23 protein-coding genes and 2 pseudogenes are annotated in these 25,721 nt (G+C 46.0%); 4 read left to right on the top strand and 21 right to left on the bottom strand.

The window, feature by feature from the left end; translation table 11 throughout:
• Positions 1 to 7: 7 nt before the first annotated feature.
• Positions 8 to 883 carry a carbohydrate ABC transporter permease gene (locus tag VN24_RS25815; protein ID WP_045672777.1) on the bottom strand — a complete coding sequence of 292 codons (876 nt, stop codon included), beginning with the start codon at positions 881 to 883 and terminating at the stop codon, positions 8 to 10.
• Between the two features lie 75 nt (positions 884 to 958).
• Entirely contained in the window at positions 959 to 2,311 is a 1,353-nt protein-coding gene (locus tag VN24_RS25820; RefSeq protein WP_045672778.1) for an ABC transporter substrate-binding protein, read from the bottom strand.
• Between the two features lie 214 nt (positions 2,312 to 2,525).
• Between VN24_RS25820 and VN24_RS25825 the strand changes: the two genes are divergently transcribed.
• Positions 2,526 to 3,398, top strand: a complete 873-nt coding sequence (locus VN24_RS25825) for an AraC family transcriptional regulator (protein ID WP_045672779.1) — start codon at positions 2,526 to 2,528, stop codon at positions 3,396 to 3,398.
• 325 nt (positions 3,399 to 3,723) lie between these two features.
• Here VN24_RS25825 and VN24_RS25830 read toward each other — a convergent pair whose 3' ends face one another.
• Positions 3,724 to 4,872 carry a hypothetical protein gene (locus VN24_RS25830; protein WP_045672780.1) on the bottom strand — a complete coding sequence of 383 codons (1,149 nt, stop codon included), beginning with the start codon at positions 4,870 to 4,872 and terminating at the stop codon, positions 3,724 to 3,726.
• Positions 4,873 to 5,375: 503 nt separating this feature from the next.
• On the opposite strand from VN24_RS25830, the gene guaD reads away from it, so the two are divergent.
• Positions 5,376 to 6,743 (top strand): guanine deaminase, encoded by a 1,368-nt coding sequence (guaD, locus tag VN24_RS25835; RefSeq protein WP_045673715.1) that lies wholly within the window; start codon positions 5,376 to 5,378, stop codon positions 6,741 to 6,743.
• Between the two features lie 104 nt (positions 6,744 to 6,847).
• On the opposite strand, the gene VN24_RS25840 is transcribed toward guaD, so the two are convergent.
• From VN24_RS25840 to VN24_RS25855, 5 genes are all read right to left on the bottom strand, one after another.
• The gene (locus VN24_RS25840) at positions 6,848 to 8,086 is read right to left on the bottom strand and encodes a sialate O-acetylesterase (protein ID WP_052703153.1); all 1,239 of its coding nucleotides are present in this window, start codon (positions 8,084 to 8,086) and stop codon (positions 6,848 to 6,850) included.
• Between the two features lie 17 nt (positions 8,087 to 8,103).
• Positions 8,104 to 8,370 carry a hypothetical protein gene (locus VN24_RS26650; protein ID WP_148505314.1) on the bottom strand — a complete coding sequence of 89 codons (267 nt, stop codon included), beginning with the start codon at positions 8,368 to 8,370 and terminating at the stop codon, positions 8,104 to 8,106.
• 387 nt (positions 8,371 to 8,757) lie between these two features.
• Positions 8,758 to 10,245 (bottom strand): sodium:solute symporter family protein, encoded by a 1,488-nt coding sequence (locus tag VN24_RS25845; RefSeq protein ID WP_045672781.1) that lies wholly within the window; start codon positions 10,243 to 10,245, stop codon positions 8,758 to 8,760.
• Complete coding sequence (locus VN24_RS28755; RefSeq protein ID WP_045672782.1) at positions 10,242 to 10,448, bottom strand: DUF3311 domain-containing protein; 207 nt, start codon at positions 10,446 to 10,448, stop codon at positions 10,242 to 10,244. Before VN24_RS28755 ends, VN24_RS25845 begins: the two co-directional genes overlap by 4 nt.
• A gap of 355 nt (positions 10,449 to 10,803) precedes the next feature.
• Entirely contained in the window at positions 10,804 to 11,544 is a 741-nt protein-coding gene (locus VN24_RS25855; protein WP_045672783.1) for an SDR family oxidoreductase, read from the bottom strand.
• 177 nt (positions 11,545 to 11,721) lie between these two features.
• Between VN24_RS25855 and VN24_RS25860 the strand changes: the two genes are divergently transcribed.
• Positions 11,722 to 12,297, top strand: coding sequence for a TetR/AcrR family transcriptional regulator (locus VN24_RS25860; protein WP_045672784.1), 576 nt, complete (start codon positions 11,722 to 11,724; stop codon positions 12,295 to 12,297).
• Between the two features lie 123 nt (positions 12,298 to 12,420).
• On the opposite strand, the gene VN24_RS25865 is transcribed toward VN24_RS25860, so the two are convergent.
• Positions 12,421 to 13,389 carry an AraC family transcriptional regulator gene (locus VN24_RS25865; protein ID WP_045672785.1) on the bottom strand — a complete coding sequence of 323 codons (969 nt, stop codon included), beginning with the start codon at positions 13,387 to 13,389 and terminating at the stop codon, positions 12,421 to 12,423.
• A gap of 186 nt (positions 13,390 to 13,575) precedes the next feature.
• On the opposite strand from VN24_RS25865, the gene VN24_RS25870 reads away from it, so the two are divergent.
• Entirely contained in the window at positions 13,576 to 14,991 is a 1,416-nt protein-coding gene (locus VN24_RS25870; RefSeq protein ID WP_238590780.1) for an MFS transporter, read from the top strand.
• 1,113 nt (positions 14,992 to 16,104) lie between these two features.
• Here VN24_RS25870 and VN24_RS25875 read toward each other — a convergent pair.
• From VN24_RS25875 to VN24_RS25930, 12 genes and pseudogenes are all read right to left on the bottom strand, one after another.
• A complete protein-coding gene (locus tag VN24_RS25875) occupies positions 16,105 to 16,614 on the bottom strand; it encodes an arsinothricin resistance N-acetyltransferase ArsN1 family A (RefSeq protein WP_045672786.1) in 510 nt (169 codons plus the stop codon).
• Between the two features lie 209 nt (positions 16,615 to 16,823).
• Positions 16,824 to 17,105, bottom strand: a pseudogene (locus tag VN24_RS25880) (N-acetyltransferase family protein); the annotation flags it as partial.
• Between the two features lie 119 nt (positions 17,106 to 17,224).
• Positions 17,225 to 17,698 (bottom strand): annotated as a pseudogene (locus tag VN24_RS25885) (ArsI/CadI family heavy metal resistance metalloenzyme); the annotation flags it as partial.
• A 261-nt stretch (positions 17,699 to 17,959) separates the two neighbouring features.
• A complete protein-coding gene (locus VN24_RS25890; RefSeq protein ID WP_045672787.1) occupies positions 17,960 to 18,418 on the bottom strand; it encodes a MarR family winged helix-turn-helix transcriptional regulator in 459 nt (152 codons plus the stop codon).
• A gap of 240 nt (positions 18,419 to 18,658) precedes the next feature.
• Complete coding sequence (locus VN24_RS25895) at positions 18,659 to 19,099, bottom strand: protein-tyrosine phosphatase family protein (RefSeq protein WP_045672788.1); 441 nt, start codon at positions 19,097 to 19,099, stop codon at positions 18,659 to 18,661.
• On the bottom strand, positions 19,096 to 19,572 hold the full coding sequence (locus tag VN24_RS25900) for an ArsI/CadI family heavy metal resistance metalloenzyme (RefSeq protein ID WP_045672789.1): 477 nt from the start codon (positions 19,570 to 19,572) through the stop codon (positions 19,096 to 19,098). The genes VN24_RS25895 and VN24_RS25900 overlap by 4 nt, the downstream gene beginning before the upstream one ends.
• Position 19,573: 1 nt before the next feature.
• On the bottom strand, positions 19,574 to 19,999 hold the full coding sequence (gene arsC / locus VN24_RS25905; protein WP_045672790.1) for an arsenate reductase (thioredoxin): 426 nt from the start codon (positions 19,997 to 19,999) through the stop codon (positions 19,574 to 19,576).
• On the bottom strand, positions 19,996 to 21,450 hold the full coding sequence (locus tag VN24_RS25910) for an arsenic transporter (protein ID WP_082084142.1): 1,455 nt from the start codon (positions 21,448 to 21,450) through the stop codon (positions 19,996 to 19,998). The genes arsC and VN24_RS25910 overlap by 4 nt, the downstream gene beginning before the upstream one ends.
• 13 nt (positions 21,451 to 21,463) lie before the next feature.
• The gene (locus VN24_RS25915; protein WP_045673720.1) at positions 21,464 to 21,778 is read right to left on the bottom strand and encodes an ArsR/SmtB family transcription factor; all 315 of its coding nucleotides are present in this window, start codon (positions 21,776 to 21,778) and stop codon (positions 21,464 to 21,466) included.
• A 306-nt stretch (positions 21,779 to 22,084) separates the two neighbouring features.
• Positions 22,085 to 23,212: an inorganic phosphate transporter gene (locus tag VN24_RS25920; protein ID WP_045673721.1), complete on the bottom strand. Its 1,128-nt coding sequence runs from the start codon at positions 23,210 to 23,212 to the stop codon at positions 22,085 to 22,087.
• Positions 23,213 to 23,277: 65 nt separating this feature from the next.
• Positions 23,278 to 24,027, bottom strand: a complete 750-nt coding sequence (locus VN24_RS25925; RefSeq protein WP_193790089.1) for an MIP/aquaporin family protein — start codon at positions 24,025 to 24,027, stop codon at positions 23,278 to 23,280.
• A gap of 43 nt (positions 24,028 to 24,070) precedes the next feature.
• The gene (locus tag VN24_RS25930; RefSeq protein WP_045672791.1) at positions 24,071 to 25,711 is read right to left on the bottom strand and encodes an OPT/YSL family transporter; all 1,641 of its coding nucleotides are present in this window, start codon (positions 25,709 to 25,711) and stop codon (positions 24,071 to 24,073) included.
• Between the last annotated feature and the right edge of the window lie 10 nt (positions 25,712 to 25,721).

The raw sequence follows: 25,721 nt of genomic DNA on the forward strand, positions 1-25,721 counted from the left end.
CCCCTCTCTAGTCCTCGACGTTTCTGCGGCTTGCTCCCAGATAGATCAGGGAGAATACCATCGTTAACAGGAACGTAACGGTTGCAATCGACATGCCGTAACCATATTCGCCAGACGTAAAGGTGATATTGTACATGTACGTAACCATCACTTCGGAAAGGTGATTCGGTCCGCCGTTCGTAAGCAGAAAAACGGTTTCGAATACTTTGAAGACGCCTGTTATGATAAGCACGACATTAATTTTGACCGCCTCGTTCAGCATGGGGATGGTGATGAAAAATAATTGCTGCAGCTTGCTCGCGCCATCGATGGAGCTTGATTCGTACACGTCTTTCGGAATCATTTTGAGTCCCGCCAGAAAAATGGTCGCCAGAAACCCGATCGTCTGCCACGAATAGACAAATCCGACCGAATACGGTGTTAATGACCTGCCGCCGATCCAGGAAAGGGCAAGAGGATCAAGACCGATTCGCCTCAGCAGCACGTTGATGAGGCCCATTTGCGGGTCCAGAATGAATACCCAGATCAGCCCCACCAGAATGGGCGCGATAATACTGGGCGCAAAGTTCAACGCTTTTACCGCATTTCCGCCTTTAATTTTCGCATTAAGGAGAAGGGCGAGAAGGAATGCGCCCGGAAGGAGCAGCACCACCGACACGACCAGCACAATGAAGGTGTTTTTAAGCGAGATCCAGAACAGCGAGTCATCGATCAGCTGCTTGTAGTTGTCCAGACCGACGAATACGGCCGCGCCAATGCCGGTATAGGTCGTCAGACTGTAATAAAAGGACACGAGCACCGGAAGGATGATGTATAAACCGTATACGAGCAGGACAGGCAGCAGCAGCGCCAGTATATATCTGCGTTTGCTCAGCCAGACCATGGCATTCACTCCTTATCTCAGGATGCGGCGGATGACCTGCCGGCACTTCAAACGGTGCCGGCAGGCGCGCATCCTTTATTTTGTCGACTTGCTGTCGATCAGCTTCAATGCTTCTTGCGGCGTGTAAATACCGTTGATCACGCCGTAAATGCTGTCATTCAGCTGGTTTGCTGCCGCTTCCGACAGGACAAGGTCCGGCTGGGCGGCAGGACGTTCCCAGCCCGCTTCGTTCAGCTTACTGATGACATCCGCATAGACGGGATATTTTTCCTTGTCTACGCTGCCCGTATATTTGACGACCGGGGGCGCTTCATTCTCAGCCATGACGGCGGCCCCTTCCTGACTGTAGAAGAAGGCGAAAAATTTCTGGACGGCATCATACTTGGCGGCGTCTTTTTGCACTTTGGAGCTGGCGACAAGCGGCGCGGCCGCAACGGCCATCGCGATCTTCTGGTTGCCCACGCCGTCCGAGAACGTCGGGCCCCAGGAGAAGCCGGTTGTTTTCGCTACCGGACTTCCTTCGATTTTTTTGGTCTCCCATACTCCGGCATCCAGCATTGCCGCTTTACCGGACGTGAACATTTCCACTGCCTGGAAATAAGAGAGGCTGGACACGTTGTCCGGAAACGCGCCGCTTACACGCAGCTCATCAATTTTGTTAAAAAAGTTCAGAAAATCCGGATTGTCAAACTTCTCATCTCCCGCTTGAATCTTGTCGAGCTTGTCAAAGAAGCCGTAGCGCGTCAGCATGCCGAGGAACGCCCACGTACTGAACGTATCCTTCGCGCCTTTGGCAATCGTGACGACATTGTTTTGCTTAAAAACCTTTGCCGCTGCGAGCAGTTCGTCATACGTCTCCGGAACCTTGACGCCGTACTTATCAAATAATGCTTTGTTGTACCACAGCCCTGTGACAAGCGCCTGATAAGGCAATCCGAATTGCTTGCCGTCTTCCTGGTAACCGCTCAGCATTTTGGCGTCGATGCCGGAGGCAACCTCCGGATTGCTGTTCAGAAATTCCGTCAGGTCCAGGAGCAAGCCCGCTTTGTTCATTTCTTTGGCCGGTGCCGGGAGCATCCAGAAAATATCCGGCAGCGTACCCGACTGGGCCATCATTTTCATTTTTTTGACATGATCATCCGTGTCGGAACCGGAAAGATCGACTTTGATATTGGGGTATTTTTCCTGAAACTTCTGGACGATCCCGTACATATAAGGCTCTTGATCCTTGACGTTTGCCACATGCATGGAAATGGAGAGTGTCACCGGCTTCGCGCTTTCGCCGCCCGCACCGGCACTGGTACCATCGGTATTTGCGGTTTTGTTAGCGCTTGCACTATCGGCCGAATTTGAGCCGCTTTTGCCGCAAGCGGCAAGGCTCAGCATGAGCAGACAGACCATCACAATGAGCGATAAGCTTTTTTTCATAGACTGCTATTCCCCCTTATTTCCTAAAGTTTTTAAACTGGAAATTAAGCGCTTTCTTTTTGGGCCTGAATTAATAATAACTCCATTCTTTCGGCATGTATTTAGCAAAGCGAATAATTTATTTATCATTTCTCGCTTTTTTGATACGCTTACATTAGCGGTTCAAAATCATGCTGAACCGTTGCGCGGCACTTGATCCGGGAGGGTGATCCGAATGATTCTGCATCAGATATCGCCTTATATCCGTGTCGCCATGGATAATATTGTCGATCGTCCATGGGTGATACAGGAACGGGTATTGTTCGATTATGAGCTGCTTTACATTATGGAAGGCAAGATCATCGTGACCATTGAAAATGAAGTGTATGACGGCGAGCGCGGCGACATCTTCCTGTTCCGACCCAAACAGAAACATAAGCTTGTGAAGGTGGAGGGCAGGCGGCTGCGGCAGCCGCATATTCACTTTGATTTCTTTTATGGGGAGGACAGCGAGAAGGTAAAAGTCTCTTTTCGTACGCTGAAAGAAATCGCGCCGGAAGAGCAGCTCTTGTTCCGGGCCGATATTATTGAGCAAATGCCCGTCATTTTGCCGAGCCGGCTGCGGCTGCGAAATCCGATCCTCATCGAGAAGATGCTGATGGACATTATTTACGAATACGAAACGAAGATGCCCTTCTATGAGTTCAAAGTAAAGGGCATGTTTATTCAGCTGTGGATTCAACTGCTGCGGGAAAATTACTGGAGCCAGAACCCCCATTTGGAGACGAATATGCATGCTTTAATGCACGTCAAGCAGTACTTGATGCACAACACCAATCGCAAAGTAAGCCTGGACGAAATCGCAAAGATGTCCGGCATCAGCAAGCACTATCTGGGACGGCTGTTCCAGAAAGCCTTCGGCATGAGCCCGATCCAGTATCACCATCTCATGCGCGTCCATGCCGCCCGCCACCTGATCCAGTTTACGACCGATCCGCTCAGCGTCATTTCGGAGAAAATGGGCTTTTCCAACATCCACGCATTCAGCCGGTTTTTCAAGACGGTGGAAGGAATCTCTCCTTCTTTTTATCGAAGCAGCGAAAGCTGAATGGTTATTTGTCGCAGCGAAAGAAATCCGGCGCCCCATCGGGGCCGGAGGTCCAAGTACATGACCGGTGCACTTCCGAGCCTACCCGCTTCGTATATGCCAGACCGTATTTTAGGCTCCCCTAAGTCAATCGTTTGAACGAATTCACTCTCGAATCTAGTTTTTCACTAGACATTACGGGATGAGTATCTTTATAAGCGTAACCAAGAATTGCTGCGTTTACCATCTGCCGGAATGCAAAGAAGATCGCCTCCGATCTGCACAAGGTCGGATAAGGGCGATCTTCTTTCATTACATCCTCAAAATTTCAAACCAATCCATCTTTTCAACCCTTTAATTCAAGCTCCGATGGTTTTTCCAAATTGATATTCGCAAGTAAATTCGCTATAGCGTAGCCTACAAAAAAGATAATCAGAAATTCACCCAAAACCACCAGCGGATGAAGGTCAGGCGCAAGGTTCGCCGCCTCGTCTTCGCCGTGGGCTTGTGCGAAAGCCGGGATCATCATCCAGATCAGAGCAATTCCCGCTGCATGGTAACCCTTTAAACTCGTCTTCCTAATTGCGAAGTTCGTAAATAACAAGCAAAGCGCGACGCTGGCTAATACGGCATAACTAACGGAATCCCACCTAATAACAAGCGGGTTTTGTATTTCCTGCGTGATGACCATCCCGAGAACAGCTCCAATGGCAGCGCCATAATCGCGCCAGACAAGCCTCTTCGATGCCGTATAAACGATATCGAATAACAATCCGGATATGACGAGCACAAGCGGAAACCGGTAACCGGCCGGTGTGGTGTTCCACCACAAGTAAATCACCATTTGGAGGAGGAACGCGGTACCGGCGACCAAAGTTCCGGCAGGTATTTGCAACCGTTTCGACCCCAAGAGAAAACAATAAACAAGAACAGGAGATAAAAGGATGCTGAGATAGCCGGCGTAAGGCTGCCAGCGGCCGGTAATCGAAAAACTTTCGGTAATGCTGTACTCGATCAAGGCAAGCTGCATCGTGATGATTGCCAATGCTAAAGACAATAACGTTCCCAGCCATCTGTACAGCCGTTTTGTCTCTCCGGCCAGCATTTCATAGACCCCGAGCAACGCCAGCACGGAACCAAATACAACTGCGACATGAGGCGGGCTCCACATCGTAATATCAAAGCCAACAAGGTTATGGTACATTTCATCCGATACGCCTGCAAGCAGTTGAACCAGCGATCCGGTTCCCGATAACGCGTAACCTCTCACATTCGGAATCCGCTTTGGAGAGAAAGAACCGATCTTTATGGATTGTTGAATCACAACAAACATGACCAGCAGCCCGGTCGAAGCAATCGAGAAGTAAATGACGGCGTGGCTTGGCGTCCAGAATGTTTCAACAAACCCCATCACATGAGACCATATGTCCCATATCGCGCCGAAAATGGCGCTGAAAGCCAAGAGGATTAATACAAAAGGCAAATATCTGGCCACATGAATTACCTCCAATTGTTAAATAACCTCAGAAATAAATTAACATATATTGGATTAAAATGCGACAGTCCGGAAAACTTTTTTGAGACCTTAATACCCTATCTTCCCACATTACGGCACTCCATACCAATCTTTCACATCCGGGTTTCGCTGGCCGCATGCCGAGCATAACTGGCTTGACAGGAAGCTCTTGCATTTCAGCAGCGTAAGCTTCCGGGAACAAGCGGTGAAGGTTAATGTTTTCCGCGCGTTCTGATATACTTGGGTACGAAGAGATAAAACGGTTATAGACGAACCGGCATCATCGGAGAGTTTGGTGAAGGAGCTTTTGTTGTCCCCGATCGGGATATATCCGAAACGTTCGTGTTTGTCGCGGGCTTAAGGGCAGCAAATGTCGGGTATACCCGAGCGGATTTATCCCGCCACCTACGATTCGCTTAGAGCTGGGGGTCTTCTCCGTTACTTATGATAAATTCAGGTAGAGAAATGGTACGGTGATATTGATGAAGCGATATGCGCAGGTTTTTCAAGGGACTGCCTTTACCAGCAAATCCCCCAAAGAGGTTGATTGTTTACGGGAGCATCTGTTCTGCATTAACGAAGAAGGCATCATCGAGCGGGTCGTTGCTCCTGAAGCTGCCGACTATCAAGCGATACTTGACGATTATCGGGATGAGCCAAACTTCCAGCGTTTAACCCAAGGACAGTTTATATTGCCGGGTTTTATCGATTTGCACGTTCACGCCCCGCAATGGGCGCAGGCCGGTACCGCTTTGGATGTGCCGCTGTACGACTGGCTTCATACGCATACCTTTCCGCTGGAATCGAAATTTTCCGATTTAGAGTTCGCACAGGAAGTATACGACGACTTGGTGAGCGCGCTGCTCGCTAACGGAACGACGACCGCTCTCTATTTCGCGACGGTGCATAAAGAATCAAGTCTGCTGCTCGCCCGGATCTGCGCGAGCAAGGGGCAGCGCGGCTTAGTCGGCAAGGTCGTCATGGACGATCCCGAGCAGAACCCCGAATACTATCGGGATGCGGACACACGAACGGCATTAGAAGATACGGAGCAATTCATTATCGAAGTCAAACGGCTGGCAGAGTCCGTCAAGCAAGGCGTTTACCCGGTCGTCACGCCGCGGTTTATTCCGAGCTGCACGGACGAGGCATTGAAGGGATTAGGCGAATTGGCCGCCAAACACGATACGCATATCCAGTCGCATTGCAGCGAGAGCGATTGGGCGCATGGCTATGTCCAGGAGCGCCTCGGCAAGCATGATGCCTTCGCTCTTCACGATTTCGGCCTCTTGCGCGAGAAGTCCGTCATGGCGCATTGTAACTTCCTCGATGAAGCCGATGCGGCCCTCTTCGCCGAGACGGGAACGGCGATCAGCCATTGCCCCATCTCCAACGCGTACTTCGCCAACAGCGTCATTCCGATCGCCCGCTGGTTGGACAAGGGCGTCGATATCGGCTTGGGCTCCGATATCTCCGGCGGCTTTTCGCCGAGCTTATTCGACAACGCCCGGCAAGCCGTCATTTCCTCCCGAATGCTGGAGGATGGCGTGAACCCGGCGCTTCCTGCTAAGCAACGCGGCGTTCCGGCATCACGCATCCTGATCAACGAAGCGTTCTATCTTGCAACGGCCGGGGGAGGCGAGAGCTTAAGTCTGCCGATCGGCCGCTTGGCGGAGGGGTTTGCTTGGGACGCGCAGATGATCGACACCGCCTTGCCAGGGGGAAAGCTCCCCATCTTCGATGCAAACGAAGATTTACATGACATCTTCCAGAAAATCATGTATCTCAGCCGGCCTGAACATATCCGAGAGGTCTGGGTTCAAGGCGAAAAAGTCCACTCCCGCGCGTAAGTTCTATAAACGTGCATAATGCCAATTTAACTGCACGATCATTTTTACAAGTACAAAAAAAATCCCTGAAGATCAATCGACATTGATTTTCAGGGATCCGGTACCTAGCAGCTGTCTGTACGGAAAGGGCTTGCAGGCAGCCCGAATACGTTGTATAAATTGGCATCGGTGTAATTTGCCCACCCGTAGCGTACGGCCACGGGAAATTCGATTTCATCATTGCAGACTTCTACAGCATTTTCTATGATTACTGCCTTTGCCGCAATGAATCTTCCATTTTCGCCGCATATTTCAAAGCCTTTCAATGACGCTCCCATAGAAGTAAGTCCTTCCGCCGAACAATCAAAACGCAGAATCATTTTATTCTCGTTCACTTTCATATCCCGAAACACCGGTCCTGAACACTCCACTTCCTGACCATATATCTTGTTTCTGGCCAAAAGCGCTAATCGCACCCCTACAGACCGTTTGCCCGAAGGATGGATGTTGCTCCTATCTCCACAGTCAATCGTAACCGCCATCGCCGTAATCTTTACATTTTTTGAGACAAATGATTGTGATTCCCTTAATAGTGCCCATGAATCCGGTTTCAACAAGTTGCTGCCAAAAGACGCAAGCTGAACAAAAAGAAACGGAAGTTCCGGATTGTCCCAATCATCTCTCCAGTTCTGAATCATGTTGCCGAAAAGTTTTCGATACAAAACAGGCCTGCCCGAATCACTTTCACCCTGATACCAAATGACTCCCTTAATGGTGTAGGGTATGACTTTCTTCAGCATGGTATAATATAGGCCTGATGGACGAAAAGACGATTTAGGTCCTAATGGAGGCAGTGGAAGCGGCCCGGCACTTTGATCCATCAAGTATTCATCAATATGGTCCGGATGAATAGATTCATCTTTTCTTTTTTGTGCATATTGTTTCAGTTCAGTTTGATAACGTTTAAAATCTTCCTCATACTTATCGCGATTAAGATTTACAAGGTGTTTATTGTAATCATCAATATATACGTTGAGCCCCGCGTCTTCCGTTAAGTATTCTTCTTTCATCCAACATGCGGCTGAGGTTCCCCCCCAGTTACAGCTGATGATACCTATGGGGACATTCAATTCTTGGTTGATCTCTTTGGCGAAGTGAAAAGCTACTGCCGAGAAATATCCTGCATGTTCAGGCGTACATTCTTCCCATCTTGTTTGTGATGAAACGGTGTGTATAAAATGCCATCCATCAACAATCGCATCTTCAAAAGGACGCTTGGGTACGTTATACAAGCGTATGTTGGGAAAGAAAGCCGCCGGAATCTCATTCTTTCCTTCTTTAGTCACGATCAGAGGCTGTTCCATATTGGATTGTCCACCGGCTACCCAAACTTCACCAACGAGTATGTTTTGAGAACAACCTCATCTGTTTCATCCGCAACCCTCAAAATATATGGGCCGCCTGCTGCTACAGGTAAAAGGGTGACAGACCACTTTTCTCCCCATGCCCGCGTTTTTTGCCGCTGACCGCAAAACTCGACCATAATTTCGCTACCTGTACGTGCGCTTCCCCAAATTTTTATCCCGGAATCTCGTTGTAAGACCATGTTATCGGTAAATATTTCCGCTAAAACCAAACTTTTTTCCATAAGCTCACCTCTGTTTTCAAAATGGAATGGCGCCTGCAAGTGATACCGCTTGAGTAAGACCGCTCCTACAATTGCCTCAATTCGCGCCATGGCAAACAACAGCATTTCTTATTGCGATTGTACGACTCGAAATCCGCATTTTCCGGTGAAGCTGTCAGGTGTGTTCGAGCTTTTCGCCACGACCTGGTAGCGGTTACAAGTCCTGCCTCAAGTTTACACCGTTAAGTGTACCGGACTCAAATAATTGGGCAATCATGACGAGGTCGTACCGCAACCGGGCACAACCATCATGTTTAACATAAATGCCCCCTATAGAGCAGACACTTTTTATGTGGTCTACTTTATAGGGGGCATTTTTACAATTGCCATTGCTTTTTATCCAAGTCGCTATTTATTTTCCAGCATAAGTTTATTTGTGCTTATATTTTTTTCAGCTTCATGTATAAATAAGAAATTGACTACAAAAACGACAACGACATTGACTAAAAGTCCCCAGAAACCATCGTATCCTGGTAAATGAAAAATAAAGTGATTGAGGAATACCGTCGTAATACCTGCCACTAAACCAATAAGAACGGAAGTTTTTGCAAGTTTTTTCCAATACAAACTTAAGAATACAGCAGGAATTATTTGAGCGATGCCACTAACCCCTTCTAATTGGAGCTGAACCAAATAGTTAGGGAATAAAATACCGAATAACAAAGCTAATCCTGTAATCACAAAAACAAATAACCGTGCGACAAGCGTTTGTGTTCTTGCCGAAATATTTGGGAAGAATACGTCTTTCACAATATTGGTTGCAACCAAATTACTTGCAGCAAGTACCATGATCGAAGCGGGTACCAGGCTTGCTAACATAATTGTAGAGAACATAACGCCTTGAACAAAAGGATTTGAATAAGAGGCATCAATTAAATGCAGCAAAACGAAATTCGCAAATGACGGATCTTCAGGATGCTTCGGTAAAACGATAAAGGCAATAAGTCCAAGCAATATAACGAAGAATAATAAAACATTATAGAAAGATAAGAAAACGGTATTTTTTCGAACGGCCTCTTCCGATTTCGAACTTAGTACGCCGGTTGCGCCGTGCGGCCACATGAATAAGGCAAGAGCAGAAATAAATGATGCGGTCGCGAACCAAAAACTGTTTAACGACCCGTTTGGGCTCGTTCCCGGTAACGTTAGCTTTTCAGGATACTTCGTGACGATCTGATGGAGCATATCTCCCCATCCATCAAACCAAATATACGGGATTGTCACAATCATCGCGAACAAAACAATCCACACTAACAAATCTTTAATCACGCCTGTCCAAGCCGGTGCACGGAGACCGCTAAAGAATGTATATAAAGCAACCAGGAAGAAGGATACGATCAGAGCAATGGTTCCCACAGCTTTAGGATTTTCAAATACACCTTCTCCTGCCACTTGAACAACACCTGTAATACCTGATAATTGCAAACAAATATAGGGGATTAAAAAGACGATGCTGACGATGGCAACACATACGCCAAGCAACTTGCTTTGAAATCGTTCACGAGCATAATCGGCAAGCGTTGTTAAATTATGCTTTGACGCATATCGCCAAATTTTAGGGATAATAAAATAGGCAATTGGAAAAGCCATTACGGGATATGCAATCGCGAAAAATGCAGGTGCCCCAAAACTATAGGCATAGCCTGTCATGCCCAAGAATGCATACGCAGTATAAATATCCGCTCCAATCAGGAACCAAACTAATAATCCGCCAAAATTGCGTCCACCCACACTCCACTGCTCAATGGAGCTGCGAGCGGCTTTATCGCGGCCGGCTAAAAAGCCGACGAATATTACAGCTAATACAATGAAACAAGTAACAACAAATGCAGTCATTTCTCAGCACTCCTTAATTCACGATCCTGTTTCTTTCCACCCATAACATAAATACACCATGAAAGGATCGGGGTAATAATCAAACTCAAGAGATACCAGAACAGAAAAAAAGGCATCCCAATGATTAAGGGATGCACTCGGTTAATAAGAGGTAGCACCCCAACGTTGAGAATAATAATAACGAGTAATAAAATCCACTTCATGTCCTTCTCACTCCTAATAGAAAAAAGCTTAATGTATATAAAAATAGCACTAATTGATTAGTTTAGTAAAGCTTTTACTACATTAGAATCTAAAGCATATGTGTTTTTTTCTTCAATACCTGCCGCCGCCAATACCAATTACCGGAATCGTTAATTAGTTCAGTTGCTGTACCAATTTCTTTTCCACTTATTACATTTCTATTAACACAAGGGGTTAAAAAATCCGCTCGCTTTAATGCTATGCTTGTTTAGAAAAAAAGATCGACTTACCCGGCTAAGCTTGCGGGTAGAGCGATCTTCTTTTTTCATCTATTCAATATTTCAAAATCGTAGTGCAACATTGAACTATCGTTGTTCAAGACAACGCGGTCGGCCTAACCATAATTTCGCTGATTAGGGTGTCATCAGGTTCATTAATGGCAAACGCGATGGCTCTAGCAATACTGTAAGGAGAAATCCCTTTGCCGCTTAGCTGATTGGCTATCGTCTGCACTTCCGGGCTGGTAATGCTGTCAAAAAGTTCGGTCTTCGTCAGACCTGGAGCAATCACGGTAGATCTAATACGCGAAGTCGAAGACTCCTCCAAGCGCAGTCCTTCCGAAATGGCTCTAACTGCAAACTTTGTGGCCGCGTATACAGTAGATGTCGGGGACACATGATAACCGGAAGTAGACGATAGGTTGATGATATGACCGGACTGCTGCTCCCGCATGGTCGGCAATACCGCTGCGATACCGTATAAAACGCCTTTGATGTTCACATCGATCATTTGATCCCACTCTTCTACTCTTAATTCATTCAGTCTGGAACTCGGCATGACCCCTGCATTGTTCACCAATACATCAATTCGGCCATACATACTTAATGTAAACTTGGCCAAATTCTGCATATCTTCGGCAGAAACGACGTCTGCTTTTACAGAAACGGCCTCGCCGCCACCTTGTTTTATTTCATTAGCAATCGCATGCAGACGTTCCACTCTTCTGGCTGCCAATACCACTTTTGCGCCATTTTGTGCCAACAACTTCGCTGTAGCTTCTCCTATTCCGCTGGAGGCTCCCGTTATAATCACCACTTTATCTCGTATATTTTCCATTGTTAAATGCTCCTTTACCAAAAATTTTTCTTTAATACGTGCGTTGAATATTTAACGGCCGTTGATTAAGATTATAGACAGAAGCCCTGATTACTCAATGGTTAATTGATTTGTATTTGTTTTATATACAGCAGCACTCTCAGAATTGTTGATTATCTGAAGGAGGTCACGAAAGGAATGGAAAACGCTGTTAAAACCGATCGACGCATTCTCCGAACCAAGCAGTTCATAACGAAGTCGTTCCTGGAGCTTTTTTCGGAAAAAGATTTTGAACAAATCACTATTAACGAGATAGCGGAGCGTGCCAATGTTAACCGCGGCACTATTTATCTGCATTACAGTGACAAATACGACCTTTTGGACAAATGCATTGAAGATCACATCAACGAATTGATCTCGTTGTGCAAGAAACGGGAGGCTAATGCGGTTAGCCAAGGAATGGTACATGAGCCCACACCGGTTTTTGATTATTTTCGCGACAATTTCCCGTTTTTCTCAGCGATGTTTTCCAATCAAAGAGCCTTTCTTTTCCGGGACCGTTTGCTGAATTTTTTCTCAGTCAATCTTATGGCTAAAATGGAAAGGCCGGACAATAAGCCCGTTATCGACAATGAGTTAAAAGCCCAATTCATGGCCTCTGCTTTTATTGGCATTGTGGAGTGGTGGATACGTCATCAAATGCCGCATTCCACACAATTTATGGCCGATCAGGTTAGGAATTTATTTGATAAGAATCAAGTTTACCCGAAGTAGTGCCCTTTCGTAACGACCGATCCTCGATTAATGCTTTTTTTCTCAGTCCGGAAAATAAAAGGATCTACATATTAGTTGTGCATAATATGTAGATCCTTTTATTTTCCCATGTAACATCCATCGCTAACTATCCTCGAATCCCCCAGCGTAAGACATTTTTCGCATCGCTTTAATATCTTGCAGAGGAGGCAGACCAAAAAGCCTCCGGTATTCCCGACTGAATTGCGACGGACTTTCATAGCCTACTTTCAAAGCGGCCGTCGTTGCCCCCATGGGTCCGCTCAACATCAGGCGCCTGGCTTCCTGAAGGCGGAGCTGCTTCTGATACTGCAAAGGCCCCATTGTCGTGATCGCTTTGAATTTATGATGCAGTCCGGAAGTGCTCATGTTGCAGGATTTTGCGAGTTCCTCAACGGTAAAAGAACTTGCATAATTTTCTTTGATCCATTGGATCGCCTTTCCGACCCCATCCGCGCTTTGATCAAAGAGTACCTTTTGGAAAAATAAGTGCCCAAAATCACCTGACAGTAAGTTGAAAAGCATTTCCCTTTTGATCAGTTCGGACAGAAATCGAACTTCTTTAGGCTTATCGATTAGCTTCAATAATCTGAAAAATATATCAAGCAGTTCGGCATCCGTTTTTCCGATGAAAGCTCCGGCTCTCAGATCTTTCCCTTTTGATTCCGTGATGATTTCCGCCTCCATGACCACAGAAGCGATTTCTTGCGTCGTAAAATCGATACGCAAACCGATATAAGGCGATTGTTCCGTAGCGCCGATGACTTGGGCGGAAGCCGGTATATCGATCAGCGACGCCAAGTAATCACCAGCTGAGTAATGAATGATATCTTCACCAAGGTAAAGCTTCTTAGCCCCTTGAAGGATCAGACAAAAGGAAGGAGTCAAAACACCTGGATTCCGCAGCGTCTCGCGACTGCTTCTGATAACGGAAAGATACGGAACAATGGTTGGCGTCCGTCCATCCGCCAGGGTAATCTGATCCGTCATGGCAATGAGCTGATCCAACGCTTTCTTATGAATAGAAACACTTTTTCCGTTGATAGCCCGATTGTCCATTCTTTGTTCCGGCATGCATTCCATCCCTCCCATCCTTATCTAAATTATACCGGCATTGAAAATGATTGCAATGCAAATGAACGATGAAAAAAACAGAAGCTTGCAGCTTTAGGCAAATATAAAGCAGGAATGGTCTACTTCCTTCCGCCGATTCCATCCATAATATTCTTCAGAACACTATTTTCTAAAAAGGAAAGGAACATGTTTATGCATCAGTCAAAATGGATCATTTTAACCATTATCATCGCATGTCAACTTATCGTTGTGCTTGACGCCTCCATTATGGTAACGGCAGTCCCTCAAATCGGTCATTCGCTGCATATGACGGCAACCAGCTTGACCTGGGTCCATAATGGCTACATTTTGCCGTTTGGCGGTTTCTTGCTACTTGGTGCCCGGGCAGGGGATCTTTTGGGGCGCAGAAGAATGCTTAGTGTAGGCATTGGACTATTCTCGCTTGCCTCTATGCTGGCCGGTTTGGCGCCGACAGCCGAATTTTTGCTTGTTTCCCGTGCATTCCAAGGCTTTGCGGCTGCATTGACAACACCTGCTGCGCTAGCATTACTGTCAGCGAGCTTTGTAGAGGCCAAGGAACGTTCCAGAGCGATCGCGGTGTACAGCGCGGTTTCGGCTGGAGGCGGCAGTATCGGTCTCATTCTTGGCGGATTCTTCACCGATTTTATTTCTTGGCGCGTCGGGATGTTTATCAATGTACCCATTGGGATTGCTTTGCTGTATTTGGTACAGAGGTTTATACAGAAAACAGATACGAGAACCGGACGTTTTGATCTCTGGGGCGCGGTGACGTCCGTCATCGGCATGACCGCGTTGGTATACGGCTTTATTCAAGCTGCGGATCAAGGTTGGGGGAAACCCGAAACATTGATTTCGCTTGCAGCCGGGATTGTTTTGTTAGCGGTATTCGTGTTGATTGAAGCTCGAACGAAAGAGCCGATCATTCCACTCCGGTTGTTTGCGAGCCGTCAGCGGACCGGGGCTTATCTCGGAAGGTTCCTATTGTTGTGCGGGAATTTTTCGCTCTTTTTCTTTATCCCTCAATTTTTGCAGAACGTCTTGGATTTCAGCTCTTTTGAAGCCGGTCTTGCTTTCCTGCCATTTAATGGCGCCATGTTCGGGATGTTGTATCTGATGCCGCGGTTGGTGCACCGATTTGGAAATATAAAAGTCCTTATTGCCGGTTTGCTATTGGCAATCATCGGTACAGCCTGGATGAGCCAAATCGTCTCCATACACGTTCAATTCTTCCCGCAAATGTTCATCCTATTGGCCATCATGGGCATTGGCACCGGGATGGCTCTCCAACCGTTCACCTCTTTGGGGCTCTCGGATGTGGATTCTCGCGATACCGGTGCCGCTTCGGGTCTTATTAATGTCGCGCATCAAAGCGGCTCCTCGTTGGGTCTGGCTGTTCTCATAACCGTATTTGATGCAGCTATCCGTACGACGGGTCAACCTTCAAAGCTGCAATTCGCTCATGCAATATCGGATTCCATATTGGGATCAGCAGTATTTATTACATCAGCCCTTGTTGCGACGCTTTTCTACCTTCTTCCAGCACACCAACCTGCTCGAAAACAATCATTAATCGATTCTTGATACAAGGCCGGTATAAGTATAAACACGGGAGAAATTCCGCCGAAACTAATAGTGCTAGGAATAATGAGCGAGTTTTGCAAGGTAATGAGGTGTAAGGCTTCAGATCGTAAGCCTTGACACGTAATGATCTACGTATTCTCTTACTTGTTTATATTCGATTGTGGGATTACTAAAAATCCGCATTGCTGTATGGGAACAATAAGTCTTTAGAATGCGACTGCTATATTGAGCTATGTTGCCGCTCGAATCCGATCTTTTCCAACAATCATAGGAAGGCAGGCAATGTTAAAATTGCCTGCCTTAATAAGCTTGATACAAATTTATTTATAATTATCTATTTAATCGAAATTCCAACGAATTTTGCAACAATTCGTCTAACGAATTCTGAAACAATTCTAATTAATTCTGGAATTTTACGCAACATGTGATATTCCATTATTAATTAGAAATCAGAGCACTCTAACCCATGCGGCTCCGCTCTTGTTGTTCCAGAATTCGATAGAACTGAAAGAGTCAAACCGCGAAATCAGATATATGTTGCAGAATTCCTTAGAATAAACGAAATCCATTGATTGAATAATTATTCATCAATTAATCCTCAGAAAAGGTACATGGAAGCTTATCATGATTCAGTTGAACGAATTCACTCCATCGCTTGCAGCGTGGCTAGTCCCAGTTCAAGAGCGTTGAAGAAAAGCCACCGGTTCTCAAGGCTAATATGAACTCTTACGACCCTGACAACCTGATGTTCTCTTCAGCTTCATTGTTGGCTGAATCGAATTCATAAACGTCAATCATCTTTATATGCTTCCCATTGCAAGAAAGAAGTTTTCTGGGATTTATCCGTCAGGTTACGTGACTAAATGCACAATGTGATCAATGAGAAACTTCCATAAGGTTCTAAAACATCTTTTTTACAATACTATAAACTTTATTTCGATGCTCTGGGTTGGATGATCTGTTTGAGTACTTTCTAAATTGTTTTTATAGAAAGTTCTCGCTGACCCATATCGCCCAAATAAGTTTTAGGTTCTTCTTCTGAAAATAAGACTTTAACAAATCTTCTCTCACAAAGAAGAACAAGGGCATCCAAACCGGATGCCCTTGTGATCTTTAATTGATATTTTTTTGAATGATCTTCTCCACGACGACGCAATCAATCCATTTTCCCTCGAGCTTGCTGTGTTTTTCATAAATGCCGACTTCCCGATATCCGCAAGAGATGCATAAACTTCGGCTGGCCGCGTTGAACTCTAATATCCGTGAAGTCAACTTCCAGTACCCAATGCGCTCCGCTTCTTCCGTTAATGCTTGAAGCAGTTTTTTTCCAATCCCTTTTCCTCGATAGCCGCGACGTATATAAATGGAAAATACTCCTACTCCTTTGTAGACATCGCGCGGGCTGTACGACGAGATTGAGGCCCAACCGATAAGATGATTATGTTCGCTATGTGCCGTTAGGATCGGAAAGCGTTCGCCTTGGCCCTTAATCCCATCGGTTATTTCTTCAACTATCTTCTGTTTCGTTTCAAATGTGGACGCCCGTTCGTCAATGCCCTGATTATAAATCTCCGTTATCGCTTCGGCATCCTCTAATTTTGCCTTTTTTATTAGGATGTTCATCGATTATATACCCCGCAGCAGTATAGGATTATGACTAACTATTTCGTTATTTTCCTGGGATTTCCTGCTGTTTGTTAGATCAATGTGTTCTAAATAATTTGTTTAGTTTGGAGATTGATCGAAAAGTTTGAAAACTGACCCAGAGGGGGCCAGTTTTATATTAGTACTTGCCGGACATATCGTAATGTGAACGTCCGCAAGTCGGAAGCTTAATGGAAAACCTTCTCCATCATCATAATGTCCACAAACTTCCCGTCTAAGATTCCCTGGTTTTGAAGCGTTCCGACTTCTCGGTAGGCCGCCCTTCTGTAAAGCCTCTGCCCCAAAGTATTGAAAGGAAACGTAAACAGGACAAGCTTATAAAAGCCATTCTCCTTCGCAAGATCCTCCGCATGCAGCAGAAGTTTCCGGCCGATGCCGCACCCCCGGTAATTCCGGTGAACGTAGACTGATATATCACCGACTCCATCATAGGCACAGCCGCGAATGTATACGGGAAACTCATCATTTGATCCTGTTGCTAGTTGATCGCCCTTCATCAACATCCGCACCCGTTTCCTCCTGTTGCTGCCGGAACTTTTTCGGTTAACTCCTGTGCCGCAGACGGTGTACAGCATGTAGTGGCGAGCGGTTGCTGCGCAATCTTGTCTACAGAGTTCTCCTCCGATGACGTCGTACAGCACACGGCTTCTACCTTAGGAGCGTCAGCGGACTCGAATTCGGAATCGGCCTTCGTGAAAAAGACTTCCCATGGATTTCCCTCGGGATCGGTCACCCAAATTTTATCCTGCACCGCGTAACAGCACGTTGTATTCATCTCATCCAGCGGCAGGAGGCCCGCCTCCTGAAGGCGCTGTCTGGCCGACAGCACTTCTTCTTTGCTCCCGACTTGGAAGCCGAAATGGTTCAAGACCCCTTTGGATTCGTACGGACGGACATTGAGCGAAAAATGCAAACCCGGGTTAGTCAGTTCGAATTTCGCGTAATTATCTTTCACCTTCGTCGGCTCGGCATCGAACAGCTTTTTGTAAAACTGAATAGACGGCTCAAGATTTCTTACATTGATCGCAACATGCATTTTCATCGCTCATCGATCCTCTCAATGTTTAATAGTTGAAAAATGAGACTTCGCGGGCCGTTTTCTTAATCTCCTGTTGCTGTTGCTTCATCAATATTTCGGCACTGTACCAATTCAAATTTGAATCCATCACCTAGTCCACTCCTTATATATAATACCCCGTAAGAATCAATAATTGATAAATGAGATTATCAAGGGGAAGATAACCTCTATCCGGGCCAATCATGATAATCGGTCGCGTATAGAGGCTGGTTAACTAATTTTCTCCTATAGAGGAGGTGTACAGCAGTTGGAGCTTCGACTCATGGCGATGCTGAGGAGCTGCAAACTCTCCAATACTTGAGCCTGTTTGTCGCTTGGAATATTTTGAAATAACTCTTGGACGTATTCTTCCATTGTCGCGGCAATCGACGAAGCCTGCTCCTCTCCTTTAGTTGTGAGGGATAAGACGACGTAACGGCGATCTTTCGGATCGGGCATCCGGCTGACCATCTCATGCTCCACAAGCTGCTGCACCTGACGGCTGAGCGTGCTTGTATCGACAGACAAAATTTGGGCCAAATCGTTGAGCGACACCTTGGCGCCTTTGCTCAGCTCGTAGATCACGTGGCTTTGAAGTACAGAGATACCGCAGCATTGGGCACCGTCTTTCTGAAGCAGACCAAATCTTCGCACGAGAAGCTGCAGTACTTCCCTTACATTCGCATATTGCAGTAATTGTTTCATTTTTCCATCACCTGAGCTCATTATATGATGTATATTTGATAAATGCAACTATTAAATTTTGAGATCATTACACGAAAGTTGTCCATGCGACAAGAAATTGTACTACTTTTAGTTCTTCTGACCGAAGGATACTAAAAAGGAAAGGTTGATCCTCATCACTATGAAGATCAACCTTCCCTCATACCATTACTTACTCGATCATCTTCACCGGATATTACATATTCGGCGGAAGTTAGAAAATTACATCGGATATAGTTTAAGAAGCGATTCCCTTTGTGCGGGCTTAAGATCAATTACCTGACGGATGCTCTTGGCTTTAGCCTCTGCTTCCTCAATTGTTTTTGCCTCGCCAAGCTCAATAAGTGTTCCGGTGGCGACAGTACCTGTCCTACCCTTTCCACCGCCGCAGTGAAACGCGACTTTCTTGCCGCTGTTATAAGCACTAACGACTTCATCGATGGCTTTCTTGAAGAGCCTTTCTTGGCTTTCGGTTGCATTGTCTCCGAGAGGAATTTGAATCCACTCCACGTCTGCATCCGGATAAGCACACCCAGTTGCTTCTCCTCGAAGGTCAACCACAACCTCCACGCCTTCATTTTTTACCATTGCCTCTACATCTGCAGCTCCGCCAAGAAAGATTTTATCTTCAATAAGAGCCTGATAATTCTTTTCTGAATTCATTTGAACGCTCCTTTTTTGAATGAACCAAACTCAATCGCCACCGGCCCGGAAGGTGGAGCGCAGCAAAGCGACATATCGCGCACTTCACCGGCAGACTCAAATTCCGAATCCTCTTTCGTGTAAAAAATCTCCCAGGCATTCCCGTCCGGGTCGTAAACCCACACTTTATCTTGTACCGCATAGCAGCATGTCGTATTCATCTCTTCAATGAGAAGCAGACCGGACTGGCGCAGCCGCTCTCCCATCGCAAGCACTTCTTCAGTATCGTTAACCTGGAACCCGAGATGGTTGAGCACGCCTTTTTTCTCAAAGGGTCGGACATTTAATGAAAAATGAAGGGCTGGATCGTTCAGCTCAAACTTTGCGTAGTTGTCTTTCACTTTTATCGGTTCGGTCCCGAAGAACGCGCGGTAAAAATCGAGTGATTGTTGAAGGTCCGTGCAGTTTACAGCCACGTGCATCCTTTTAATCAAATTATTTACCTTCTTTCAAAAATTGCTCGATCCGATTCTTTATCGAATCACGTACTTCGCGGAACTTATCCATGACTTCCTCTCCCGTTCCTGTCGCTTTCGCCGGATCGTCGAAGCCCCAGTGCCATTTCACAACGTTGGGATTGGAGATAACCGGACAATGCTCGTCAGCGTGGCCGCAAAGCGTAATCACATAATCAGCACGGTTTAAAATTTCCGGGTCAATCACATCGGAAGTGTGCGTGCTGATATCAACTCCGGCTTCATTCATTACTTGGACGGCACGCGGGTTTAATCCATGCGCCTCAAGTCCGGCACTCTTCACTTCATATTTATCGCTTCCGAGAGCTTTTAAAAATCCGTCGGCAATTTGGCTTCTGCAGGAGTTTCCAGTGCACAGAAAGTAAATAAGCGGCTTGTTGGTCATGATTGATGATCTCCCTTATCATTTATTTGTTTAATCGCTAAACCACCTTGAGAGCTTTCACTTGTTTGTTTATTTGCAAGCACTGTTTTAATGATCATTACTACGATAAGCACCACAACTGCAATGGCCGCAATCAATAGCCAAATACTGATGCTAGTAGTACTTATTACGTAAAGCCATATATATAAGCCTACAAGAGTAATAAACAATGTTGGAACGGTGAGCAGAATGCCGGTTTTAAAATAGTTGCCCCATGTGATTTTCACGTCTTTACGGGACAATACATGAAGCCATAATAGTGTTGCAAGAGAGCCGATTGGCGTAATTTTTGGCCCCAAATCGCTCCCGATCACATTTGCGTACACAAGCGCTTCCCGGACAAAGCCTTCTGTAGCAGTCCCTTTGATCGCGAGTGCATCGATCATGACGGTCGGCATGTTATTCATAATCGACGAAAGGATTGCAGCGATAAAGCCCATCCCGATTGTAGCAGCGAACAAGCCTTGATCTGCAACGGCTTGAATGACGCTCCCTAGCGCATCAGTGAGTCCTGCGTTTCGAAGGCCATAAACAACGACGTACATCCCGATTGAAAAAATAACGACTGCCCACGGTGCTTCTTTAATGACGCGTCTTGTTTCTATGGCAGGGCTGCGCCGTGCTGCCAAAATAAACAGGATCGCGACGATGCCAGCGATTACCGATACGGGGACATGAATAAATTGGCTGCCAAAATACGCCACAAGCAAGACGGCGAGAATGACCCAGGAAAGCCGGAATAGCCCTTTATCCTTGATCGCATCATGCGGCTGTTTAAGCTGCTTTAGATCGTAGCGACCGGGAATCTTTTTCCGAAAGAACAAGAATAAAACAAGCAAACTTGCCAGAAGCGAAAACAGATTCGGAATAATCATACGGCTAGCGTATTGCACGAATCCGATTCCAAAATAATCGGCAGAGACGATGTTCACCAAATTGCTGACCACAAGTGGTAGCGATGTCGTATCTGCGATAAATCCACTTGCCATAATAAATGGCAAAACCATCTTCTGATCAAATTTAAGCGCTCGTACCATAGCGAGCACGATAGGAGTTAAAATTAATGCCGCACCGTCATTAGCGAACAATGCAGCTACCGCTGCCCCAAGCAGAACGACGTAGACAAACATGAGCTTGCCGTTGCCTCTTGCGAGTCGTGCCATATGAAGCGCAGCCCATTCGAAAAAGCCAATTTCATCGAGGATAAGCGAAATCAAAATGATTGCAACAAATGCCAGCGTTGCATTCCATACAATGCCGGTAACAACACCGACATCGGCAAAGTGTACGACGCCAAAACATAAGGCGATTACAGCCCCGCCAGCAGCGGACCAGCCAATATTCAGCCCTTTCGGCTGCCAAATCACAAACGTTAATGTGACCAAAAAGATAAGAAAAGCGATGATTGCCATTTGAGCCTCCAATTTATTCGCAGCAGTTGTTATTCATTTGATCGGTTTTTTCTTTTAAAGACGGTATATGGCTTAAAACCGCGTGAATATAAGGCTTGTTCTCAACATTCAGGGAGTAATAGATCCACTGCCCTTTACGTGTTTCAATGACAAGACCGGCGTCTTTTAATTTACGCAGATGCTGACTTGCATTGGGCTGCGACGTATCTAACAATTCAACAATCTCATACACGCACAGTGCGCGTTCTTTTAACAATGCAAGCATGGTAAGACGCGTCTTATCCCCAAGCAGTTTAAATTGCTCCGCCATTTCATGGATTTCTTGCAGCTGACATCTCTCCTTTTCGCTGTTATTGGTGCCGAAACCTGACATACATTAAATCATGAAATAAATATATAATAAAACAATTATATAATCAATCAATTATGTATTAATTGTTTGTAAATACCCAAGCTGATAAGATACCTGTTCCCGGCCCAAAATATGAGGGTTTAATAAATGCGAAAGGGCTCCCTTTTTGATCAAGGAACCCTCCTGTACCATAATATTAAATGATAAATCAGATTTAATGAAAACGGAATTAGTACTCTCTCCTCAAAGTCAGATGTTCGTGACACTCTCAACAAGGTTACTTTAGTAAATCATGTTGTACAGGTAGATAATAACGATCCCTATTATTCCTGCACTTGGAAGAGTGATCACCCAAGACAAGCCAATATCCCGCACAACCTTCCAATTTACACCTTTCCGATCCTGCTGGATACCGGCTCCGAGAATGGAACCCGTTGATACATGCGTGGTCGATACCGGCAATCCCCAGCCGCTTGCATTTGCAATTAGGATAACCGAGGTTAGAGAGGAGGCCAGACTGCCGTTGTTATTAATTTTCGTCACCTTCTTCGCGAGCAGCTTGGTAACAGGCAGTCCTTTCAGGATGCTTCCTAATGCCATTGAAGTGAGGATTAACAGAAAAGTGGCATTGATACTTCCATAGGAATGCTTTTCGCCCATACTCAGTGTGGCTAATGATGCAATGGCGACGATTTTAGGCGTGTCGTTTACCGATCTTACAAAGCAGATCCCCCCGCATGTAAACCAAGTGCTTATTCTGCTGAACCCATCTGGAATTTTAATGAATCGGATTATCGAAACAATAACAAAAGTAGCGATCAGCCCCACTACAGGGCTAAAAAGAAGCGGACCGACCACTTTCATTCCTATATTGCTCCACAGTACCCCGGAAACACCGAATTCAAACACCCCGACGGCGACAATCGCCCCGATCAGCGCATGTGTGGTGGAAACCGGCATGGAAAACCGGGTAGCAATGCATACCCAGGCCGCCGCCCCGCCTGCAATCGCCAAAACCATCCCGACCGAGATTTGATAATCGGGAGAAATAATACCCGAGGTGAATAAACTCATCACCTTCTTAGCTATTGTTAGCGATGCCCATGATCCGATGAAGGTAATTACCGTACCGAACACTAAGGCCGTTTTTTCGCCGGCGATTTTGGATGAAACGAGCGGGGCAATCCCTTTGGAGACGTCATTGCCACCATTTTCAAAAGCGAGCCAGGCACTCAGCGCCAAGCAGATGACGGAAGTTGCCGAGAGACCATGCAAGCTGCCCACGACGTACAAGATCAACGTGATTACTGCCGTAATGACTAAACCGGATAAAGGATTAACGAGTAACTTTTGACCGGGAGCAAGCGTCTCCTGTGATGGTTCCAATACCACATGGTTTACCTGTTCCATCTTCAAGACTCATCCCTTCCTTTCATCTTTCCGGTTTTTACAAAAGGCCCGCTTGATCTTCACTATCACTCATGCAGAAGCCTATAGACTGCTGCCGCGGTTAAAGCCCCGAGAAAAATACTCAATAAATAGATCCCAATGTATTCGAGATGTCCGGATACGAGTGCTGGGCTGAAAGACCGCGCCGGATTCATGGAAGCTCCGCTTATCGGACCTCCAAACATTGCTTCAAGTCCAACCGTTGCCCCAATAGCAATGCCGGCAAATGACTTTAAGGCTTTCTCATGTACAGCGGAAGCCAAAATCACCATCATCAAAACGAAAGTAAGAATAAACTCGAGCACCGCACTCTGCTGCCAAGTCCCGTACGGGAGCGTTGCGCCCAGGTTCCCCACGTTCCCGAACATCATGTATAGCGTCAAGCTTGAAGTACAAGCGCCGCAGAACTGGGTCACGATAAAATAGACCGTCTCTTTCCCTTTCATTCGCTTGAGGAAAAAGAACGCTAGTGTAACCGCTGGGTTAAAGTGGGCTCCGGATACATGGCCAAAGGTATAAATCAGGGCCATGACGACAAGACCGAACGTGGCGGCAACGCCAACATGAGTTAAGCTGTGCGTCATCGTATCAATAACGACTGCTCCCGTGCCGGCAAAGACCAAAAAATAAGTGCCGATAAACTCGGCAATCAGCTTTTTGGACAGGATGGATACGGAAACCGTCGATCGGACCGGTTGCTTGACCTCGTAGGCCAGTTCAGGAAAACTAAAAGGCTGTAACGACTGAACCGATAGTTCCTTGTCTTTTTTAATCATTTCCGATTCCCCTTTCCCAAATTGTATAGAGAATTGCGGAAATCTACACCATAACCTGCTGAATTAAGACAAACAGGTCCGACAGCCCCTCCCCGATAATAAAACCCATGGCGATCTTATCTAGTGCATCTAACGACTTTCCTGGGGAGTCTCTTTTGTACTTTTTGATTAAAAAATAAACCAAACCGCCCACAGCAATACTCGTAACTGAACCCGGACTAAGCAGAATGCCTATGCCAAGTGAAACGGGAGCAGCCGGCGTAAACGTCAGTAGAAAACCAAGCGCTAAGCTACCCCAAATGATCCCGCTCATCTCTCCGGAATAAACGAATCCGTTTTGAATGGATTCCATAAAATAATTGATGGAGGCGGCGGTAGGTACGGGCATTCTATCTGTACCTGGATGGCCTTGATAAGCAATAAGAAAGATGAAAACCACAGCAACAATTGCCCCAGCTGAGCTGCCGATCAGCTGCGACCAAAGAATCTCGCGTTTTTGGATTTCCTCATGTCCTTCTGCAACTTTCAGGGAATATGAAAAATACAAAGAGGAGCAGGCTAAGCAAGCAGTAGTGGCTGCGGTCAAAATAATCAGATTCAGTTGCAAATGCATAAAAAATAAAATCAGAATGCTAAGAAACAATATCGGGTTTAACGGAGCGATACCGATTTGACCACCTGACTGATTAAAATACATTGCGGAAACGGCAAGAACAATCAGTACACCTGCAATCGTGAGAATCCCGTTTAATCCTGCTATTATTCCATAGATCACGAGAAATACACCGAAAGTTCCCCCTACAACCACCCACAGCTTTCGGTTTCTTTGAATAAGAACGAAACATCTGCCGATGAACCCAGCAAACATTTTCCGGCTTTTGACCAAGGTTGCCGCTGAAGTACCGGCAATAATAAACACACCCGCACCCATAATCCATGATCCCGTCATATGCATGCTGAAAGTAGAACCCGGTGATCCGTCTTGAAGAAGCCACACTACCGCCCCATATAAGGCACCTGCGAACATCCATAAAGCAGCCTTCTGACGGATGAGGATGCCAAGCCCAAAGAGCATAGGTGATATCTCCAGGCTCATAAAAGACGGTGTTCCGGGAATTCGAAGCATTAGTAGATCAGGAATAAAATTTTTAATGATCACAAAGGTCAAGCTTCCCCCAGTACTCCATAACAAATATTTCAAATTAGGCACAGGCTTTTCTATACTTTCGAGGACGGAAATGGCGGGTTTAAGTGTTGGATACGGTAACTTCCATTTGTGCACGAAAAAAGATGAAATCATATAGCCGAGAAATACACCCAATACATTTGATCCCTCCGATAATAAAAAAACAGTCCCCCACTTCGGAAGGGTACCTGTCCGCAGATAAACAGCCAACAATCCCGAGTCAAGGGCTGCAGTAGCAAAGTATCCGCTTGATGCTACGGAGAAAGTAATAAATGCGTTCCTCCAATTTAATGCATGTACTTGTTTCAAAATTGCCAATGCACCGATGGCCACGAGAGCGGATCCGCCGAACCCGAGGCCGGTTTTAAAGAATACAAACATGTTAAGGACAGCGAGCACGGTACCGATTCCAATTCCTGTTATGACGGGGCGGAACGGCAAATTCAACGGGGATAGGCTCAATTTAGAGGTAATTTGTTTGACTTCAATCAGTTTCAAAAGTATCCCC

This window comes from Paenibacillus beijingensis, from assembly GCF_000961095.1.
Lineage (GTDB): Bacteria > Bacillota > Bacilli > Paenibacillales > Paenibacillaceae > Paenibacillus_O > Paenibacillus_O beijingensis.

What these genes read in the sequence shown, in the direction of transcription:
- VN24_RS25920 (WP_045673721.1), bottom strand. Translation starts at nt 23,212, where the DNA reads ATGGAACAGGTAAACCATGTGGTATTGGAACCATCACAGGAGACGCTT.
- VN24_RS28755 (WP_045672782.1), bottom strand. Translation starts at nt 10,448, where the DNA reads ATGAAGTGGATTTTATTACTCGTTATTATTATTCTCAACGTTGGGGTG.
- VN24_RS25870 (WP_238590780.1), top strand. Translation starts at nt 13,576, where the DNA reads ATGTTTATGCATCAGTCAAAATGGATCATTTTAACCATTATCATCGCA.
- VN24_RS25855 (WP_045672783.1), bottom strand. Translation starts at nt 11,544, where the DNA reads ATGGAAAATATACGAGATAAAGTGGTGATTATAACGGGAGCCTCCAGC.
- VN24_RS25910 (WP_082084142.1), bottom strand. Translation starts at nt 21,450, where the DNA reads ATGGCAATCATCGCTTTTCTTATCTTTTTGGTCACATTAACGTTTGTG.
- VN24_RS25860 (WP_045672784.1), top strand. Translation starts at nt 11,722, where the DNA reads ATGGAAAACGCTGTTAAAACCGATCGACGCATTCTCCGAACCAAGCAG.
- VN24_RS25840 (WP_052703153.1), bottom strand. Translation starts at nt 8,086, where the DNA reads ATGGAACAGCCTCTGATCGTGACTAAAGAAGGAAAGAATGAGATTCCG.
- guaD (WP_045673715.1), top strand. Translation starts at nt 5,376, where the DNA reads ATGAAGCGATATGCGCAGGTTTTTCAAGGGACTGCCTTTACCAGCAAA.
- VN24_RS25825 (WP_045672779.1), top strand. Translation starts at nt 2,526, where the DNA reads ATGATTCTGCATCAGATATCGCCTTATATCCGTGTCGCCATGGATAAT.
- VN24_RS25925 (WP_193790089.1), bottom strand. Translation starts at nt 24,027, where the DNA reads ATGATTAAAAAAGACAAGGAACTATCGGTTCAGTCGTTACAGCCTTTT.
- VN24_RS26650 (WP_148505314.1), bottom strand. Translation starts at nt 8,370, where the DNA reads ATGGAAAAAAGTTTGGTTTTAGCGGAAATATTTACCGATAACATGGTC.
- VN24_RS25890 (WP_045672787.1), bottom strand. Translation starts at nt 18,418, where the DNA reads ATGAAACAATTACTGCAATATGCGAATGTAAGGGAAGTACTGCAGCTT.
- VN24_RS25845 (WP_045672781.1), bottom strand. Translation starts at nt 10,245, where the DNA reads ATGACTGCATTTGTTGTTACTTGTTTCATTGTATTAGCTGTAATATTC.
- VN24_RS25875 (WP_045672786.1), bottom strand. Translation starts at nt 16,614, where the DNA reads ATGAACATCCTAATAAAAAAGGCAAAATTAGAGGATGCCGAAGCGATA.
- VN24_RS25895 (WP_045672788.1), bottom strand. Translation starts at nt 19,099, where the DNA reads ATGAATTCAGAAAAGAATTATCAGGCTCTTATTGAAGATAAAATCTTT.
- VN24_RS25820 (WP_045672778.1), bottom strand. Translation starts at nt 2,311, where the DNA reads ATGAAAAAAAGCTTATCGCTCATTGTGATGGTCTGTCTGCTCATGCTG.
- VN24_RS25815 (WP_045672777.1), bottom strand. Translation starts at nt 883, where the DNA reads ATGGTCTGGCTGAGCAAACGCAGATATATACTGGCGCTGCTGCTGCCT.
- VN24_RS25865 (WP_045672785.1), bottom strand. Translation starts at nt 13,389, where the DNA reads ATGCCGGAACAAAGAATGGACAATCGGGCTATCAACGGAAAAAGTGTT.
- arsC (WP_045672790.1), bottom strand. Translation starts at nt 19,999, where the DNA reads ATGACCAACAAGCCGCTTATTTACTTTCTGTGCACTGGAAACTCCTGC.